This is a genomic window from Streptomyces sp. NBC_00873, from assembly GCF_045207415.1.
Classification (GTDB): domain Bacteria; phylum Actinomycetota; class Actinomycetes; order Streptomycetales; family Streptomycetaceae; genus Streptomyces.
Map to the genome: position 1 here is coordinate 170,188 of NZ_CP108804.1, position 17,337 is coordinate 187,524.

Here is a 17,337-nt window from a genome sequence, read left to right on the forward strand (position 1 = left end):
GGCCTGGCCGTCCCGGCGGCACGGGGGACCACCGGGACGGCTCCGTCAAGGTAGGACGTCGAAGCTGACAAATGGCTTGCCCTATCGCACGAGCGGGACGACTTACGCGCTCAGGGACAGGAAGTCATGCACAACTCGGACGTCGTGATGGGGGGCGAGCTGCTCGCGGAGTTCGGTGAGGGCGTCCGACGGACGGACGGAGTTGACGCTGCTGTTCTGCCTCAGCACTTCGGTCGCCGTGGCACAGGCCGCGTCGACGTCACCCAGTTCGAGGTGGGCGCGGGCTGTGCGCGTCAGGTAGAGCAGGCCATCGCGAACGTGTCCGGCGGCGCTGTACTCGGCCTGCTGAGCGGCGGCGAAGCTCCGGAGGGCACGGCGCGGGTCGCCGAGGTCGAGAGCTGAGGAGCCTGCCAGCATTTCAATCTCGCCCTCGGTGATCGAGTAGGCCCAGGACGGATCGTCGTCGTGGGTGCCCCTGGAGAAGGCATCGCGGGCGGCGTCGAACTCCCTGGCGCAGCCCTTTAGGTCGCCGGTCTTGGACAATGCCCGGCCGGCACGGGCGTGGAGCAGGGCGCGCACGCGGGGGGTGGTGGAGCCCTTCACACGGTCCTGGGCAGTCCTTACGAGGTTAACGGCGTCCTGCGGGTTGCCCTTGGAGTAGGTCTGAATCGCCATGAAGTTCAACGTGTTGGCGCCCACCTCGGGGTCACCGGCGGACGCGGAGGCCCGTAGGGAGGTGATGTAGAAGCGCTGGGCCTGTGCGTGCTGGTCGGCGTCGAAGTGCAGCCAGCCGCACATGCGGGAGGCTTCGGAGAGGGTGGAGAACAGGCGGCGGCTGACGCTGCTGTCACAGGTCGCGTTGCTGGCGAACCGGTTGAGGAGCCGGTATTCCTCGGTAGCCGCCGGAAGCAGTTCGCTGCCGCTGAGGACGTCGTCCAGGTGCCGCAGGTCGTCCAGTCGCTGTTCGAGCCGGGTCATCACGTCCGGGTCGAGGCGCCGGCCGGGAGCGTTCAGGGGAAGCGGCAGGGCGGTGACCGCGTTGCTCCAGCTGGTCGCGATGGCAGACAGCGCCGCACCGCTGGAGATCAGGAAACCCCGTCGATCCATGGACCCTCCCCGAGCGGCAGCCGCTACTGCTGCCACGGTACCCGCAGAGGACCAGGGGCTGTCGAGAACCGGGCGGTCACCAGGGAAGGCGAGCAGGAGGAAATCGGGCCAGCCGAGTTCGGTGACGGCCTCTGGCGGGATGCCGTGCAGGTGGGCCATCGCGTAGCGGGCGGGTTGGTCGGGGTCGTTGACGCCGGTCTCCCAGCGAGAAATCTTCTCCCGTCGCTTGGCCATCCGGCCGTAGCCGAGCGCGTGGTGCGCGTCATCGAGCCGGTCCAGATACTTCTCACCGGTCAGGTCGAGCTCGGAGCGCAGTGCGGCCAGCGGGTGCTGTAAGAGCGGCTGGTCGGGCATCGCGGTCTCCTCCTTGCGCAACGTCCCCTTGATGACCCGCACAGTAGCCATTTGCCCGGCCGCCGGGGACCGGTTCGGCGCAGGCTCAGCAACAGGGCAGCAACACGTTTCGCCTTCCCCGCCCGGGGTGGGCGGCGGTGCCATAGACCCCGCCGTACACGCCGTGTGAGGAGGGAGCACCGATGGACGAGCTGGACGCACCGCTGGTGTCGGTCGTGGTGAGCGCCCGGGGGAACACCGCGCGATTGCGGAACCTGCTGGATTCCCTGGCCCGCCAGGGCCTGCCCGCCGACCAGTTCGAGGCGGTGGTCGTCGACAACGACCTTCCCGGACCGGTCCGCCCGATCGCCGAGGCGGTGAGGGAAGGCAACTGGCCGTTCGTGGTTCGGGTGCTGTACGAGCCGACGCCGGGACTGAGCGCGGGACGCAACCGTGGGATCTGCGCGGCCAGGGGTCGCTACGTCGCCGTCACCGATCCGGACATCACCCCCGAGCCGGAATGGCTGCGGACCCTGGTGACCGCGATCGAGGAGGAAAAGGTGTTCGCCGTCGGCGGCCGCACCGTCGTGGAGTACCCCGGCGGTGAAGTGGTCGCGTTGACGAAGGCCCTGCGCGAGTGCCACGGCGCGGTGGACTGGCCCGACCACCGGGAGATGGCCGTGTGGCCGTACTGGGTCACCGGCTGCAACTTGCTTTTCGACCGTCAGACCGCGCTCGACATCGGCCTGTTCCGCACCGACCTGGGGCGCCGCGGCCGGTGGCTCGGGGACTGTGAGGACCTGGAATTCGTCGACCGTGCCCGCCAGGCCGGTCACCAGACCCTCATCGAGCCGGCCGCTGTCGTCTCCCACCCCGTCTACCGGCCGGAGACGACCGCGAGGTACTTCGTCCGCCAGGGCGTCGGCCACGGGGTGTGTGTGGCTCGGATGCACCTGAGCGTCCGCGTCGAGCACGCTGCGATCCAGGCCGGGCGCGAGGCCGTGCATCAGGCCGTGATCGGGCTGGCCGCCGGATGGACCTTTCTGGACCGTTCCCGCGCCGTGGAGTCGGCCCGCGACCTGGCCCGCATCGGGGCCTATCACCTGGAGCGCGGACGCCTGCGGTCTGGCACGCGCCCACCACCACCGACGCGGACCGCAAGCAGCTGATCCGGCATCTGGTCGAGCAGGTCCGCATCGAGGTGCTGGGCACCAGCGAGTTGGTGAACGTGCAGGTCCGCTGGGCCGGAGGCCACCGCACCGATGCGCAGGTGGCACGGCCCGTGGCTTGCCTGACCCAGCTCAGCTACTACCCCCGGCTCCGTGCCCGCGCCGCCGAACTGGTCGAGGCCGGCTGCACGACCGCGCAGATCGCCGAACACCTCAACGCCGAGGGCTTCCGCCCGCCCAAGCGCTGCGAGACGTTCACCAGGAACGCGGTCAACGACCTGCTGCGGCCCTGGGCATCCAGCGCTCACGGCAGCAGAACCGTCACCGCCCCGACCTGGACGAACACGAGTGGTGGCTGCGCGACCTCGCCGAGCACCTGGGCATGTCCGAGATCACGCTGGATGCCTGGGTCAGGCGAGGCTGGGCCACCGGCTACCTGCACCCGCAGGCAGGCTTGAGGATCGTCCGGGCCGACCCGGCAGAGGTCGACCGCCTGCGCGCGCTGCACCAGGTGCCGCGCGGCCAGCACACCCGGCGCCCCTGGTTGAAGAATCAGGCCGCCAGCATGAACACCGGGAACGAAGAGGCGCGAGAGGAAGGAGCTGACGGCGATGGAACCGAGCCGCAGGTATGACAGCACTGCGGCTTGCTTCTCTCGACGGCGTTGCGCTTCTTGTACCGCTCCTTGTCGAAACCCGGTGGCCGCCCGCCGTGTGAACCCCGCCGCAGGCGGGCCGCCTTGTGGTCCTTCTTCTCAGGGATCACGTGCCGGATGCCGCGCCGACGCAGGTAGGCGCGCGTCTTTCGGTTGCTGTATGCCTTGTCGGCTGCGACGCTGTCCGGGGTGCAGCGTGGGCGCCCCGGACCGGTGCGTGGGACGCGGATCTTCTCTACGACGGGTTCGAACTGCGTGCAGTCCGCCCGCTGTCCGGGTGTGATCAGCACCGACAGCGGGCGGCATCGGCCCTCCGCGCTCAGGTGGACCTTGGTGGTGAATCCGCCACGCGAGCGCCCCAGCTGCTCCCCCGCCGCCCCCCCTCCTCCAGTAGGGGCTCCGGGTTCTGCACCGCCGGGATCCGAAGCGATCTCCGCGGAGCCCTCTTTTGAGGGCCTGGTCGGGGCGGGCGGAGCCGCCTTCGGCGCTCCTGCGGCGTGCTGGTGGGCGCGCATCACGCTGGAGTCGACCGAGACGTCCCAGTCGATGCCGCCCTCGGCGTCGACCTGGGCTTGGACATGCTGCAGCAGCCTGTCCCAGATGCCGTCGGCCGACCACAGCGCGTGCCGTTTGCGGACGGTCTGCCACGGTCCGAAGCGTTCTGGCAGCTCACGCCACTGCACCCCGGTGCCCAGCCTGTGGATGATGCCGTTGATCACCTGACGGTGATCCCGCCACCGGCCGCACCGGTTGTTGCTCACCGGCAGCAGTGGCTGCAGCAGAGCCCACTCATCGTCTGTCAGGTCCCCTCTGCTGATCACGTCTGGAGTGAAGTGTCACTTGATCGAGAGGGTGTGCTTCGGCGATGCGGTGACGATCCAGACGTGCCCGGGGATGCGGACACCGTCGGTGGTCTCGAACTCCGTGAGTGCGTCGCGCACTTCGGAGTGGATACGGGCGGTGGTCTCCGGGTCGACATCGCGCAGGTTGTGGCGCACCGGGCCCATGGCGAGGATGAAGTCGGTGGCGTCGCCCGCGTCGGCGCCAAAGGTCATGGGAGCCTCGGCGGGGGCTACGTCGATGTCGGTGAACCCGGCGGCGGTGAGCACCTGGCGGATGTGCGCGGGGTCGAGGAGGGACCCCATGCCCCTTGCGGCGGGGGATGCCTCGCGCAGGAACGGGGAGAGGGCGGCGGTTGCACGGGCGTAGGCGCTGTCCGGGCCCGCGGGCTGCGGGCCGAGGAACGCGAGTCGGCCCGCTGGTGCGAGCGAGTGCCTGAGATGGGTGAAGGCCGCGATGTGGTCGGCGAAGAACATGACACCGCCGCGGCTGAGGAGGACGTCGAAGCCTCGGCCGGGCAACGGATGCACTTGGGCGTCGCCCTGTTCGAAGGTGACGTTGCCGATGCCTTCCGCGGCGGCGTCACGGCGGGCGCGTTCCAGCATGGGCGCGGACAGGTCAATTCCGACGACGTCTCCGTCGTACGCCTGCCGCGCGGCGGTGCGCGTCGTCTGGCCGGTGCCGCAGCCGACGTCGAGGACCCGGTCGCCGGCCGCGATGCCCGCGGCGGCGAACAGAGGCGCGTTGAACGCGCCCATCATCGCGTCGTAGCGCTCGGAGTGTTCAGCCCAGTGGATGCCCTCCCAGTCGTTCCATGCCTCTGCCTGCTCACGGTTGGCGATGGCGTGCATGACTCACCCCTCCAGTGACTAGAGTTGACCTCTAGAGTTCACCTCTAGATATAGACTCCAGCCATGACTGAGGTCAAGGGAAAACGGGGCGACAAGGCCCGGGAGACACGGCGGCGGATCATCGACGCGGCCGCCGGCCTCTTCGTTGAGCAGGGCTACGGGGCGACCAAGCTGCAGGAGATCGCCGACCGGGCGGGCGTGGCGGTGCAGACGATCTACTTCGTCTTCCGGAACAAGCCCTCACTGCTCAAGGAACTGGTCGATGTCGCGATCGCGGGAGACGACGACCCCGTGCCCACGATGGACCGGCCATGGTTCACGAAGGTCACGACCGCGCCTACCGCCGAGTCCGCCCTGGCCGCGCTGGTCGCCGGCACCCGCAGGACACTCGAACGTGTCGCAGCCATCGACGAGATGGTCCGCGCCGCGACAGCGACCAACCCAGAAATCCGGGAGCTGTGGCCAGACCAGACCGACCCGCGATACACGGTCATCTCGACAGCCGCGAAGGCTCTGACAGAGAAACCCGGCGCCCGCCCCGCCCCCTCCGCAGGAGAGGCGGCGGACATCATCTACGCATTGCTCAGTCCGGAGCTCTTCCTGGTCCTGACCCGCGACCGCGCGTGGCCGGCCGACAAATGGGAGCGATGGGCGTACGACACCCTCTGCTCTCAGCTGTTGGTCAGGATGCAGAACCTAGCTCCCTGATCGTGATCGGGGAGACAGAACCTAGTTGGCGGTCGGGGGGAGAGCAGCCGGGTGAGCAATAGTCGCTGAGTCCCCAGCCTCATCCACGACCGGCCGGTGCCTGGAGAGTGCCTGCACCAGGGCGCGTTCCCTCGTCCGGGTGAGCATGGCCCGTTCTGACCCAACCTCGCGCGGAGTGCGTAAGCCTCATCCCTGCCGGGCTTTCTTCAGCCTGGGTGAAGTCGAGGAGGCGTGGGTTGGCTCTGGCCGTAGTGCGCGATCTACGTGAGTACCGGGCCCCGGTGAGCGAGCAGGAACTCGCTGAGTTCGAGACCGACGTCCTGGCGGGGTTCGTGCTCGCGAGGGCTTCGGCCGGACTGGTCGACAGTACGATCCGCAACGACACCAACCACCTGGAACTGACCCGGGACTGGTTCGGCCGCCCGCTGTGGGAGATGGAGCTGGCCGACGCCGACGTGTACTTCGGCAAGGTGCTCCGTGACGCCAAACCGTCGGCCCGGACCGGCCGGGCGGGCGCGCTGGCGGTGTTCTTCCAGTTCCTTGAACTGCGGCACAAGGTCGAGCTGCACAACCTCACCGGCCGCGTGGTCGAGTGCCCGCGGGTGAATCAGGCCGGTGGCCGGGGTTTCCGTGGCGTCAGAGCCAGCTGGTTCAGCGGGAGAGCACCGTCCAGGACGTCCGACTGATCCGTGATTACAGGGAGCCGCGCGACCAGGTCGGCGTCCAGCAGGCACGTCTGGGCGAGGACCGATGCCTGGTCCCAGTAGATGTGCTCGCTGTCGATGGCTCCGTCGCGGAACCCCACGACGGCGATGACGGGCACGCTGACAGCTCTCCCGGTCGGGTCCACGCCGGGCAGGACCCACGGGACCTCGATGTCGTGGGTGAAGGACACGACCATCTCGTCGACGATCCGGTCGCCCCCGACGGTGCGGGACACGGACCTCAGCGCAAAGTCCGCCGGGTTGCGCCCGATGAACCAGCGCTCGTAGAAGTCCGCGACACTCTGGCGGCCCACGCCGCCCATCGCGGTCGGCACATGGACCACTGTGGGGCTGTCGGTCATCGTGCTCATCGTGGCCTGCAGGTCCAGCTGCACGAACTCGCCGTCCGTGTGCGCCACCCACACGCGCTCCATCGCAACACGATCAGACATGGGTGTCTTCCTCACCGAAGCACCGGTCGTTCCCGCCCCGATGCTCAGTGTCGGGGCAGAGGGTCCGGTACGCATCTCGAAGGTCGTCCGGCACACCCCCGGCGGGCGTCAAGATCATCCCATGTCCCTTTAGGGCATACCCGTACTACTCTGCCGATCAGCAGCAACGAACCCACCGCACTTTTGAGCACACCTCCAGAAGACACCGTGGGTTCCCGATGAAGGCCCCTCAGTCACGCTGAACCCACGGCGGACGCGCCAGTAAGAATCCTGTCAGCAGCCACAAACGGCGGTCAGCGGGCCTCGGGCGTTGACTGATGAACAGCCTCCAGCGTCCGGTCGGCTGCGGCACCCGGGCCTGCTCCCAGCGGCCGGCGCCTGACGTACATCCCCATACGGGGTCTGACCGAGATGCGGGTCAAAGGGGCAATGAGTTGATCTTGAAGCTCTGAGGGGCCCGCGTCCCGCCACCCATTCGGCTCAGTGTCGTTTGTGTTGATGTTGTTGTCGTCTGGGCACGGGGCAGGATTGTGACCTCAATCGAACGGACCGCGTATCCGCGGTTCAAGCGGCTGATCACCGCGCATGAGCTGCATCTCTTCTTCTCGCCGACTCGTGACGAGCTTCAGTGGGCGGCCGATGCCACGGATGGTGATGAGCATCTGCTGGCCCTGCTGCTGATGCTGAAGTCGTACCAGCGCATGGGCTGCTTCCCGGCGCTGGCGGAAGTCCCGGAGCAGGTGGTGGAGTTTGTCCGGCGCCAGGTGGAGCTACCGGAGGGCACGCTGCCGCTGCACCGGGCGGAGCGGACCGCCAAGCACCACCGGGGCCTGGTCCGCACGAAGGTCGGCGTGAAGTACGACCAGGGCGCGGCCCGGCGGATCGTCGAGCGGTCGATCCGCAAGGAGGCCGCGGCGAAGAACCGGCCGGCGGATCTGATCAACATCGCGCTGGAGAAGGTCGTGGAAGCCGGGCTGGAGCTGCCGGGGTTCTCCACCTTCGACAAGATGGCCTCGAAGATCCGCACGAGGTGAACGCCTCGATCCGTGAGGGCATCCACGACCGGATGAGCCCATTTCAGCGAGCCGGGCTGCTGCGTCTGCTGGAGGAGCGCGACAGCGACGGGACGACGCTGTTCAACCGGTTGAAGAAGCCCGCCCAAGGGCCGACCTGGTCGCACTTCAAGAACCTGGCCAAGCGCCTGGAGTGGGTGGACGAGCTCGGCGACACGGCGGTGTGGATGGAGTCGGTGGCCACGGGGAAGATCACCGACTTCGCCGGGGAAGCGGACGCGGCGGACGCCTCGGAGCTGCGGGACTACGCACCCGTCAAGCAGGTCGCGCTGATCGCGTGCCTGACGCACAAGGCGAGGATGCGGGGCCGCGACGACCTGGCGACGATGTTCTGCAAGCGGGTGGCCACGAAGATCAAGAAGGCGAAGCAGGAGTTGGAGGAGATCCGGCTCACCGAGCGGGAGATCGTCGAGGCACTGATCGGAAACTACCGCACCGTACTCAAGAACATCGACGCCGACGGACCCGCCCAGGAGGCACTGGCGAAGGCCGCGGCAATGACCGCCGAGGTCCGCCGCGCGCTGGAGGGCCTGGACGAGGCGGCATCGCTCTATGAGGTCGCCCAGCGGCTGGACGGCGGCGTCTCCCCGGCCATCCTGGCCATGGTGAAGGCCCTGGTGGTGCAGGCCGGCGGGCTCGGTGCGGTGACCCAGACCGTGGAAGAGTTCGGCGGGTTCGCCAGGCAGTACGAGCAGATCGAGAAGGTCTCCGCCCATCACGGCAACTTCTGGGAGGTGCTGCTGTACGGGCAGATCGGCCGGGACCGGGCGGTGATGTTCGACCTCGCGGAGAAGCTGGAGTTCACCGCCACGTCGGAGGACGGGCGGGTGCTGGACGCGCTTGCGCACGCCCAGCGCCACCAGGCGGCGCGCGGGGAATACATCACCGCCTTCGACGAGATGGGAAGAGAGGTGGATATCTCCTTCGCCACGCAGAACTGGCGCAAGGCCGCGTGCGACAAGACCCGGCCGGGACAGTTCATCCGCAAGCACTTCGAGGCCATGGTCTTCACCGCCCTGGCGGAGGAACTGCGCACCGGCGATGTCGCGGTGGTCGGGTCGGAGGAGTACGCCGACTGGTCCGAGCAGCTGCTCGCGTGGGAGGCCGTCCAGGAGAAGCTGGGCGCCTACCTGGTGGAGGTCGGCCTCGCCGAGGAGGGTGAGACGGCCGAGTTCGACGCCGCGTTCTTCCGTCGGCAGCTGGAGGACAGGCTGCGGGATGCCGCTGCGGCGGCGGACGCCGGTTACCCGGACAACGAGGGCCTGGTCATCGACCCGGAGACGGGCATTCCGTCGCTGAAGCCGCACCGCTCGGAGGGGCAGCGACCCTCGGCGAAGCGGCTGGAGGAGGAGATCAAGGCCAGGATGCCGGAGCGGTCGCTTATGGGGCTCTTGGCGCGCACGGGGTACTGGGTGGAGTGGTGGCGGCGCTTCGGGCCGGCCTCCGGCAACGAGCCGAAGCTCCCCGACCCCTTCGGCCGCTACGTGATCACGACGTTCGTGAAGGGCACGAACATGGGCCCGTACGAGGCCGCCCGGCACATCCCCGGCGTGAGCGGCCACGAGCTGTCGTACACGGCGAACCGGCACTTCTCGATCGTGCTGCTGAACGAGGCGATCGCCGACCTGGTCAACGCGCACGCCCAACTGGACATCTCCCAGGCGTGGGGTGACGGCACCGCGGTGGCCGCCGACGGCACCCACATGGACACCTACCTCGACAACCTGCTCGCCGAGACGTCCGTCCGGTACGGCAAGCCGGGCGGGATCGCCTACCACCACATCTCGGACACCTACATCGCGCTGTTCACGCACTTCATCCCGTGCGGGGTATGGGAGGCCGTCTACATCATCGAGGGCCTGCTGAAGAACACCTCCGAGGTGCAGCCGACCACCGTGCACGCGGACACGCAGGGCCAGAGCTTCCCGGTGTTCGCACTGGCCCACCTGCTGGGCTTCGACCTGATGCCCCGCATCCGGAACTGGAAGGACTCCACCTTCTACCGGCCCAGCAAGCAGAGTGAGTACGTGCACGTCGACGCCCTGTTCGGCGAGCCCGGCAAGAACGTCATCGACTGGGACCTGATCGAGTCCCAGTTCCGGCACCTCATGCGGGTGGCCGTCTCGGTGCGCGAGGGGGCGATCTCCTCGTCCACGCTGCTCAAGCGGCTGCGGTCGGGCTCCAAGAAGAACGCCACCTACGCCGCGTTCCGCGAGGTCGGCCGTGTGATCCGCACCGTGCAGCTGCTGCGCTACATCACCGACGCGCCGCTGCGCCGGCGGGTGACCGCGGCAACGAACAAGGTCGAGTCGTTCAACCGGTTCTCCCAGTGGATCGGCTTCGGCAACCGCGGGGTCATCGCCGACAACGATCCCGTAGAGCAGGAGAAGGCGATGAAATTCAACGCCCTGCTCACGAACGCGGTGATCTTCCACAACGCCCTGGACATCGCGGAGATCGTCCGGCAGCTGCTGGAGGAGGGCTGGAAGATCGACCCGGAGGACCTGGCCCACATCTCGCCGTACCTGACCGAGCACATCAACCGGTTCGGCGAGTACAGCACGCACGAACTCGGCATCCAGCCCGACGCGTACGACCCGAAACTCGATGTCGACTTCACCCCGCTGCGCGAGCAGGACCTGACCGCCGCCGGCCTCGGCCAGGCCGCTTGACCGCCCGCCCCAGAGTCTTCTTCCTCGTGTGCACTGGCCGTACAGCCGAAGCGGCACCCGAAGCCACCTCTTATGGCTTCGGGTGCCGCTTGTCCGGCCGTGCTATGTCAGGCACGGGTAGGTGCGATGCAGGGGGTTGAGACTGGTAAGGGCCGTTGATCATGTAGTCGGTGTCCTGGATACTTGGTCATCTGCGTCCGTCATAGGTGTTAACGACTGTGATCGTCGGCCAAGCGCCGCGAGGCAGGCACCGGTTCGTCGGCAGGCCCCAGGGGGTGGCGGGCGGCGGTCAGTGGTCGGGTTTGTCCAGGGGGCGGGATCTGGCGCGTACGTGTACGCGTTCGCCTTGGCGGCCGAAGAGGCTGAGGATCTCGACGGGGCCGTCACCGGTGCTGCCGAACCAGTGCGGCAGCCGCGTATCGAACTCGGCTGCCTCGCCCGCGTTCAGTACCAGGTCATGACCGGGCAGGGTCAGGCGCAGACGCCCGGAGAGGACGTAGAGCCACTCGTAGCCCTCGTGGGTGCACGGTTCCGGTGTGCTCCGGGTGGCCGGGAGCACCATTTTGAAGGTCTGCAGCGGGCCTGGCTGCCGAGTGAGCGGCAGGACGATGTTGCCGTTCACGCGCTGGGGCGTGAGGCGGATGCGGGGGTCGCCGACTTCGGGGGCGCCGATCATTTCGTCCAGGGGGACCTGGTGGGCCTGGGCGATGGGGAGCAGGAGTTCCAGGCTGGGGCGGCGCTGGCCGGACTCCAGGCGGGACAGGGTGCTCTTGGAGATGCCGGTGGACTCGGCGAGCGCTGCCAGGGTGACGCCGCGCTGGGTGCGCAGGCGCTGGAGGCGGGGGCCGACTTCGGCGAGGGCTCGGGTGATGGCGGGTGAGTGGTCCACGCTTCCTATTGCACATCCTCGTCCCGGAAATGGCAACAAATGTTGCTATGGGCGGGCGGTGATCGCAGCCTGTGGGCGGAGGTGGTCACCGTGAACGATGTGATCGACGGAAACAATACGAAGAACAACGACGCACGGAACGATTCCGTGTACGACGTGGTGGTGGTCGGTGCGGGGGCCGGTGGGCTGAACGCGGCCCTGGTACTGGCCCGGGCCCGTCGGCAGGTGGCGGTGGTGGACGCCGGGGAACCGCGCAACGCCCCAGCCGCCCATATGCAGGGCTTTCTGTCCCGGGACGGAATGTCTCCGGCGGCGCTGTTGGAGGTGGGCCGGGCGGAGGTGGCCGGGTACGGAGTGGACCTGATCGAAGGCCAGGTGGATCACATCGATTCCGGCTTTCTCGTGCGCCTGGCCGGCGGCCCGGTGCTCAAGGCCCGCCGGGTGCTGGTGGCCACCGGGCTGCGCGACGAGCTGCCCGCGATCCCCGGCGTCCGCGAGCGGTGGGGCAAGGACCTGCTGCACTGCCCGTACTGCCACGGGTACGAGGTCCGCGACCAGCCGATCGGGGTGCTCGGCACGGGGCCGGGCTCGGTGTACCACGCGCTCCTGCTGCGGCAGTGGTCGGACGACGTCGTCCTCTTCTCCCACACCCTTGATCTGACCGGCGACGAGCGCGAGCGGCTCGCGGCCCGCAGTGTGCGCGTCGCAGACGGCATGGTCAAAAGGCTGGTGGTGGACGAGGACCGGCTGCGCGGGGTCGAGCTGGCCGAGGGCCGGGTGGTGCCCCGTAACGCGGTGTTCGTCGCACCGCGCATGGTGCCCCGCGATGGCCTCCTGACGGGCCTGGGCTGTGAGCGGGACAAGAGCGGCTGGGTGATCACGGACCGCTCGGGCCGCACCAGCGCGCCCGGGGTCTGGGCGGTGGGCAATGTCGCCGATCCGCGGGCACTGGTCGTCACCGCGGCCGGCATGGGCGCGGCGGCCGGCTTCGCCATCAACCACCACCTGGTGGACGAAGAAACCGAACGGGCCGTCGCGGACCGTCGCACGGCAACCGCCCCGGCCGCCGCCCTCCTGTCCCCGCCCTCGCGCTAGAACTGCCGAATCCGTCACCCCCGAAGGACTCCGAACCATGCCCGCAGAGCCCGTGGACGCCCTCCCTCACATCGTGTCCCCCGCTGGCAGTGAAGACATGAGAGCGAAGGAGGACCCCGGCGAGCCGCCTCGGACGTCTCTCGCGTTCGCCGTGCTCGCTGTCGTTCAGGCGACACTGATCTTCACCATCACCCTGATCGCTGTCCCGCTGCCGGACATCGGACGCGAGTTCGACCTCGGCCCGGCGGACCTGGTGCTGGTCAACGCCGCGTATGGGCTGCCCTTCAGCGGACTGCTCCTGTTCGGCGGGCGGCTCGCGGACCGCTACAACGGGCGCCGGATGTTCATGACGGGGCTGGTGGTATTCGGTCTCGCCTCCGCGACGGCCGCGTTCGCTCCCGCCTTCGAGGCTCTGGTGGCGGTGCGCTTCACTCAGGGCATCGGCGCGGCGATGGCCGCCCCGGCGGCCCTCGCCGTGCTGCGCGCGCTGTACCCCGCGCCGGCCGCGTTCGGCAGGGCGATGGCCACCTGGGGCGGCGTGTCCGTGCTCGGTGCGGCTGTCGGCACCGTCGCCTCCGGCGCGATCACGACCTGGGTGTCGTGGCGGTGGATGTTCGCCGTACCCGTCATCGTCGCCGTCCTCGCCCTGGCTGTCGCGCGGCGGCTGCTGCCGTCCGGGCCCGCCGGGACGTCCCGGCCCCGACCCGGTCTCGACCCCGCAGGGGCCGTGCTCGCCACCCTGGGCATCTCCGTCGGCAGTTACGGCCTGATCGTCAGCGGCGATCACCCCTGGACCTCGGCCACTGTGCTCGTCCCGTTCACCGCAGGCGCCGTACTGCTCTCGGCATTCCTCGCGGTCGAGCGCCGGGTCCGTCAGCCGCTGCTGCCGCCCGGGTTCATCAGGAAGCCGAGCCGCGTCCTCGGGCTCACCGGCATCCTCCTGGCGTCGGCCGGCACCGGAGTGGTGACCTTTCTGCTCTCCCTCTACCTCCAGCAACAACACCACTGGACACCGCTGGCGACAGCCGGCGCGTTCATACCCTTCACCGTCGCCCTGATCGCGACCAGCCGCGCGGCGGGAGTGCTGGTCGGACGATTCGGAGCGGTCCGCGTCACTACCGCTGGTCTCCTCGTAGGCGCAGCCGGACTCGCGCTTCTCGCCGGCATCGACCACGACACCACCTTCGCCCTCGGCCTCCTGCCCGGCCTCGTTCTCCTGCCTGCCGGCACCTCCCTCATCTTCTCCGGAGCGGCCGTCCTGTCCACGGCGGACGTACCCCCGCACCAGACCGGCCTGGCAGGCGGCAGCATGAACACCGCCATGGAACTCGGCCCCACCGTCGGCCTCGCGGCACTCATGTCGGCCCCGGTGTCCTAGCTCGGACACCAGCCGCAAAGTAGGTCGCGGGTAGCCGAACGCGCCCCGTTTCCCGGCCCTGGGCGCCGTCGTTGGTCTGATCGAGTGATCGAGGCCAAAGGGGCGGGCGTGCGACAAGAGTGGTCGCCAGAGGATCTGTTGGCGAACTGGACACTGGTAGACGGCGACTGGGACCTGGTGGCGAACAAGAGCGGGACGACCCGGCTCGGCTTCAGCCTGTTGCTGAAGTTCTTCGAGCTGGAAGGCCGGTTCCCCGATGTGCTGGAAGAGATCCCGTCGGTCGCGGTGGAGTACGTCGCCGATCTGGTGAAGGTCCCGGCCACCGACTTCGCGAAGTACACGCTGGTCGGCCGGACTGCCGAGTACCACCGCAAGCAGATCCGTGAGGCGCTCGGGTTCCGGACGGCGACGCTCGCGGACGAGGAGGCGCTCACCGGGTGGCTGGCTGCGGAGGTGTGCCCGGTCGAGCTGGTGGAGGCCCGGCAGCGCGACGCTCTGCTGGTCGAGTACCGGGCGCGGAAGATTGAGCCGCCGGGCCGGACCCGCGTCGAAAAGATCCTGGTCGGCGCCCGGGGCCGGTGGGAGTCAGCATTCTGCGCCCGCGTCATCGAGCGCCTGGGCAAGGCGGGCACGGGCCGACTGCTGTCTCTGGTGGCCGAGGACAACGAGACCGGCACCGCCCTGCTGGCCGCGCTCAAGCGCGACCCGGGCGCGGTCGGCCTGGACTCCCTGCTCACCGAGATCACCAAGCTCAACGACGTCCGCAGACTGGGCTTGCCCGAGGGACTGTTTGCGGACTGCTCGGAGAAGCTGGTGGCCGCGTGGCGGGCGCGGGCGATCAAGATGTACCCCTCGGACTTCCGCGACACGAGCGCAGACGTGCGGATCACCCTGCTCGCGGCACTGTGCTGGTCGAGGCAAGCAGAGATCACCGACGCCCTGGTCGAACTGCTGGTCGCCCTGGTCCACAAGATCAACGCCCGTGCCGAGCGGCGGGTGGAGAAGCAGCTGACCGCCGAGCTGAAGAAGGTCCGCGGCAAGGAGGGCATCCTCTTCAAGCTGGCGACGGCGGCCGTCGACAAGCCCGACGAGGTCGTACGCCGGGCCCTGTTCCCGGTGGTGGGCGAGAAGACGCTGCGTGAGCTGGTGGCCGAGGCGAAGGCGAACGAGAAGGTGTTCAAGGCCAAGGTCCGCACCACCCTGCGCTCCTCCTACAGCTCGTACTACCGGCAGATGCTGCCGCCGCTGCTGAACACGCTGGGCTTCCGGTGTGACAACACCGCCTACCGGCCGGTGATGGACGCGATGAGGCTGCTGAAGAAGTACGCCGATGTCGACGGCAAGACCCGCTTCTACGACGCCACGGACGTCGTGCCGATGGACGGCGTGGTGCGCAAGGACTGGCGCGAGGCGGTCGTCGACGACAAGGGCCGCGTCGAGCGCATCCCGTACGAGCTGTGCGTGCTGGTGGCGCTGCGGGACGCGGTGCGCCGCCGCGAGATCTACGTCGAGGGCGCGGCCCGCTGGTGCAATCCGGAGGACGACCTGCCCGGCGACTTCGAGGCCACCCGCACCGTGCACTACGCCGCGATCCGCCAGCCGCTGAACCCCCGGGCGTTCATCGCGGACCTGAAGAAGCGCATGACCGCGGCCCTGGATGGGCTCTCGGTGGCGCTCGCGGACGGCTCGGCGGGCGGGGTGAAGGTCACCACCCGCAAGGGCGAGCCGTGGATCACCGTGCCGAAGCTGGAGCCGCTGGCCGAGCCCACCGGCCTGGCGGCCCTCAAGGACGAGGTCGTACGCCGCTGGGGCGTCCTGGACCTCCTGGACGTGCTGAAGAACTCCGACTTCCTCACCGGTTTCACCGAGGAGTTCTCCTCGGTAGCCGCGTACGAGCGCATCGACCGTGACCTCCTCCAGCGCCGCCTCCTGCTGGCCCTCTTCGCGCTGGGCACGAACATGGGCATCCGCGCGATCGTGGCCACCGGCGAGCACGGCGAGAGCGAGGCTGCCCTGCGGCACGTGCGCCGGCACTTCATCACCGTTGACAACCTCCGCGCCGCGGTCACCCGGCTGGTGAACGGCACGTTCGCCGCCCGCGATGCCGCCTGGTGGGGTCGTGGCACCGCGTGCGCGTCGGACTCGAAGAAGTTCGGGTCCTGGTCCAGCAACTTCATGACCGAGTACCACGCCCGCTATGGCGGCAACGGCGTGATGATCTACTGGCACGTCGAGCGGAAGAACGTCTGCATCTACTCCCAGCTCAAGTCCTGTTCGTCGTCCGAGGTCGCGGCGATGATCGAGGGCCTGCTGCGGCACTGCACGGACGCCGAGATCGAGTCCCAGTACGTCGACACGCACGGCGCGAGCGTGGTCGGGTTCGCCTTCACCGAACTGCTCAACTTCCGCCTGCTGCCGCGGCTGAAGAACATCGGCAGCATCCGCCTGTACCGCCCGGACGACACCCCGCCCGGCTGGCCGGCGCTAGGCGCCTCGCTGACGCGGCCGATCCGCTGGCAACTGATCGAGCAGCAGTACGACCAGATGGTGAAGTACGCGACCGCACTCCGGCTCGGCACCACCGAGGCCGAACAGGTGCTGAGGCGCTTCACCCGCGGCGGCCCCAAGCACCCCACCTACGCCGCGCTCGAAGAACTCGGCCGCGTGGTCCGCACGGTCTTCGCATGCGACTACCTGGCCAGCCCCGGCCTGCGCCGGGAGATCCACGGCGGCCTCCAGGTCGTGGAGAACTGGAACTCGGCGAACACGGTGCTGCACTACGGCAAGGACAGTGCCCTGACCGGCCCGGACAAGGAGCACGCCGAGACGTCGATGCTCGCCCTGCACCTACTCCAGTCGGCGCTCGTGCACGTCAACACCCTGCTGCTCCAGCAAGTTCTGGACGAGCCGAAGTGGGCGAAGAAGCTTACCGACGAGGACCGGCGCGGACTGACCGCTCTGTTCTGGTCGAACGTCAACCCGTACGGGACCTTCCGCCTGGATATGGACAAGCGGCTCGACCTGGTGTCGGCCAACACCGTGCCCCGGCCCCGCACCCCGGCGGACACCGCCGCCCGAGCGATCACGGAGACACAAGGACATCGAGGGCCCGGACGGCCGGCCCCTGTGCCAAGCTGCGCCAAAGCACCCTGACCTGAATCGAGTCCGCCGCCTCCCCCCTCCCCTCCCGATGCTGCCGGCCCGCTCCCGCCACGCCTGCGTCCGCTCCCCGGACCGGTACGCCCGCCCCGGCGTCGACGCCGGGGCGCGACATGTCGCCGCACGCGACCCCGCCGCCGGAGCCGAACCATGCGCCGACGCACCTCCGTTCCCGGCATTGCCCGAAGCCGGGAACGGAGGTGCTAGCATGCCTGCTGCAGAGACAACCAGATCACTGCGGGACCAGAATTG

13 protein-coding genes and 1 pseudogene are annotated in these 17,337 nt (G+C 68.9%); 9 read left to right on the top strand and 5 right to left on the bottom strand.

Translation table 11 applies throughout. The annotated features are described in order from the left end of the window. Positions 1-102: 102 nt before the first annotated feature. A complete protein-coding gene (locus OH809_RS44560) occupies positions 103-1,512 on the bottom strand; it encodes a transcriptional regulator (protein WP_331743535.1) in 1,410 nt (469 codons plus the stop codon). Positions 1,513-1,643: 131 nt separating this feature from the next. Between OH809_RS44560 and OH809_RS44565 the strand changes: the two genes are divergently transcribed. Together OH809_RS44565 and OH809_RS44570 are read left to right on the top strand one after the other, a co-directional pair. Then, on the top strand, positions 1,644-2,609 hold the full coding sequence (locus OH809_RS44565) for a glycosyltransferase (RefSeq protein ID WP_331743538.1): 966 nt from the start codon (positions 1,644-1,646) through the stop codon (positions 2,607-2,609). Between the two features lie 32 nt (positions 2,610-2,641). Next, positions 2,642-3,067 (top strand): hypothetical protein, encoded by a 426-nt coding sequence (locus OH809_RS44570; protein WP_406425621.1) that lies wholly within the window; start codon positions 2,642-2,644, stop codon positions 3,065-3,067. 94 nt (positions 3,068-3,161) lie between these two features. On the opposite strand, the gene OH809_RS44575 is transcribed toward OH809_RS44570, so the two are convergent. Together OH809_RS44575 and OH809_RS44580 are read right to left on the bottom strand one after the other, a co-directional pair. Next, a complete protein-coding gene (locus OH809_RS44575; protein WP_406425648.1) occupies positions 3,162-4,082 on the bottom strand; it encodes an IS5 family transposase in 921 nt (306 codons plus the stop codon). Between the two features lie 18 nt (positions 4,083-4,100). Beyond that, positions 4,101-4,955: a class I SAM-dependent methyltransferase gene (locus OH809_RS44580; protein ID WP_331743547.1), complete on the bottom strand. Its 855-nt coding sequence runs from the start codon at positions 4,953-4,955 to the stop codon at positions 4,101-4,103. 63 nt (positions 4,956-5,018) lie between these two features. Between OH809_RS44580 and OH809_RS44585 the strand changes: the two genes are divergently transcribed. Beyond that, on the top strand, positions 5,019-5,663 hold the full coding sequence (locus OH809_RS44585) for a TetR/AcrR family transcriptional regulator (RefSeq protein WP_331743550.1): 645 nt from the start codon (positions 5,019-5,021) through the stop codon (positions 5,661-5,663). 236 nt (positions 5,664-5,899) lie between these two features. Continuing rightward, a pseudogene (locus OH809_RS44590) lies at positions 5,900-6,262 on the top strand (site-specific integrase); the annotation flags it as partial. Positions 6,263-6,270: 8 nt separating this feature from the next. Here OH809_RS44590 and OH809_RS44595 read toward each other — a convergent pair. Beyond that, positions 6,271-6,819 carry a nuclear transport factor 2 family protein gene (locus OH809_RS44595; protein ID WP_331743553.1) on the bottom strand — a complete coding sequence of 183 codons (549 nt, stop codon included), beginning with the start codon at positions 6,817-6,819 and terminating at the stop codon, positions 6,271-6,273. A 530-nt stretch (positions 6,820-7,349) separates the two neighbouring features. On the opposite strand from OH809_RS44595, the gene OH809_RS44600 reads away from it, so the two are divergent. Both OH809_RS44600 and OH809_RS44605 read left to right on the top strand, forming a co-directional pair. Continuing rightward, positions 7,350-7,853 carry a DUF4158 domain-containing protein gene (locus OH809_RS44600; protein ID WP_331743556.1) on the top strand — a complete coding sequence of 168 codons (504 nt, stop codon included), beginning with the start codon at positions 7,350-7,352 and terminating at the stop codon, positions 7,851-7,853. Then, the gene (locus tag OH809_RS44605; RefSeq protein ID WP_331743559.1) at positions 7,850-10,564 is read left to right on the top strand and encodes a Tn3 family transposase; all 2,715 of its coding nucleotides are present in this window, start codon (positions 7,850-7,852) and stop codon (positions 10,562-10,564) included. Before OH809_RS44600 ends, OH809_RS44605 begins: the two co-directional genes overlap by 4 nt. Positions 10,565-10,853: 289 nt before the next feature. Here the strand turns inward: OH809_RS44605 and OH809_RS44610 are convergent, their stop codons facing one another. Then, a complete protein-coding gene (locus OH809_RS44610; protein WP_331743565.1) occupies positions 10,854-11,453 on the bottom strand; it encodes a helix-turn-helix domain-containing protein in 600 nt (199 codons plus the stop codon). A 90-nt stretch (positions 11,454-11,543) separates the two neighbouring features. On the opposite strand from OH809_RS44610, the gene OH809_RS44615 reads away from it, so the two are divergent. The 3 genes from OH809_RS44615 (at position 11,544) to OH809_RS44625 (ending at position 17,079) form a co-directional block, all read left to right on the top strand. Next, the gene (locus OH809_RS44615) at positions 11,544-12,548 is read left to right on the top strand and encodes an NAD(P)/FAD-dependent oxidoreductase (RefSeq protein ID WP_406425617.1); all 1,005 of its coding nucleotides are present in this window, start codon (positions 11,544-11,546) and stop codon (positions 12,546-12,548) included. 97 nt (positions 12,549-12,645) lie between these two features. Further along, on the top strand, positions 12,646-13,926 hold the full coding sequence (locus OH809_RS44620; RefSeq protein ID WP_331744011.1) for an MFS transporter: 1,281 nt from the start codon (positions 12,646-12,648) through the stop codon (positions 13,924-13,926). Positions 13,927-14,034: 108 nt separating this feature from the next. Then, positions 14,035-17,079, top strand: a complete 3,045-nt coding sequence (locus OH809_RS44625; RefSeq protein ID WP_406516339.1) for a Tn3 family transposase — start codon at positions 14,035-14,037, stop codon at positions 17,077-17,079. The last annotated feature ends 258 nt before the right edge of the window (positions 17,080-17,337 follow it).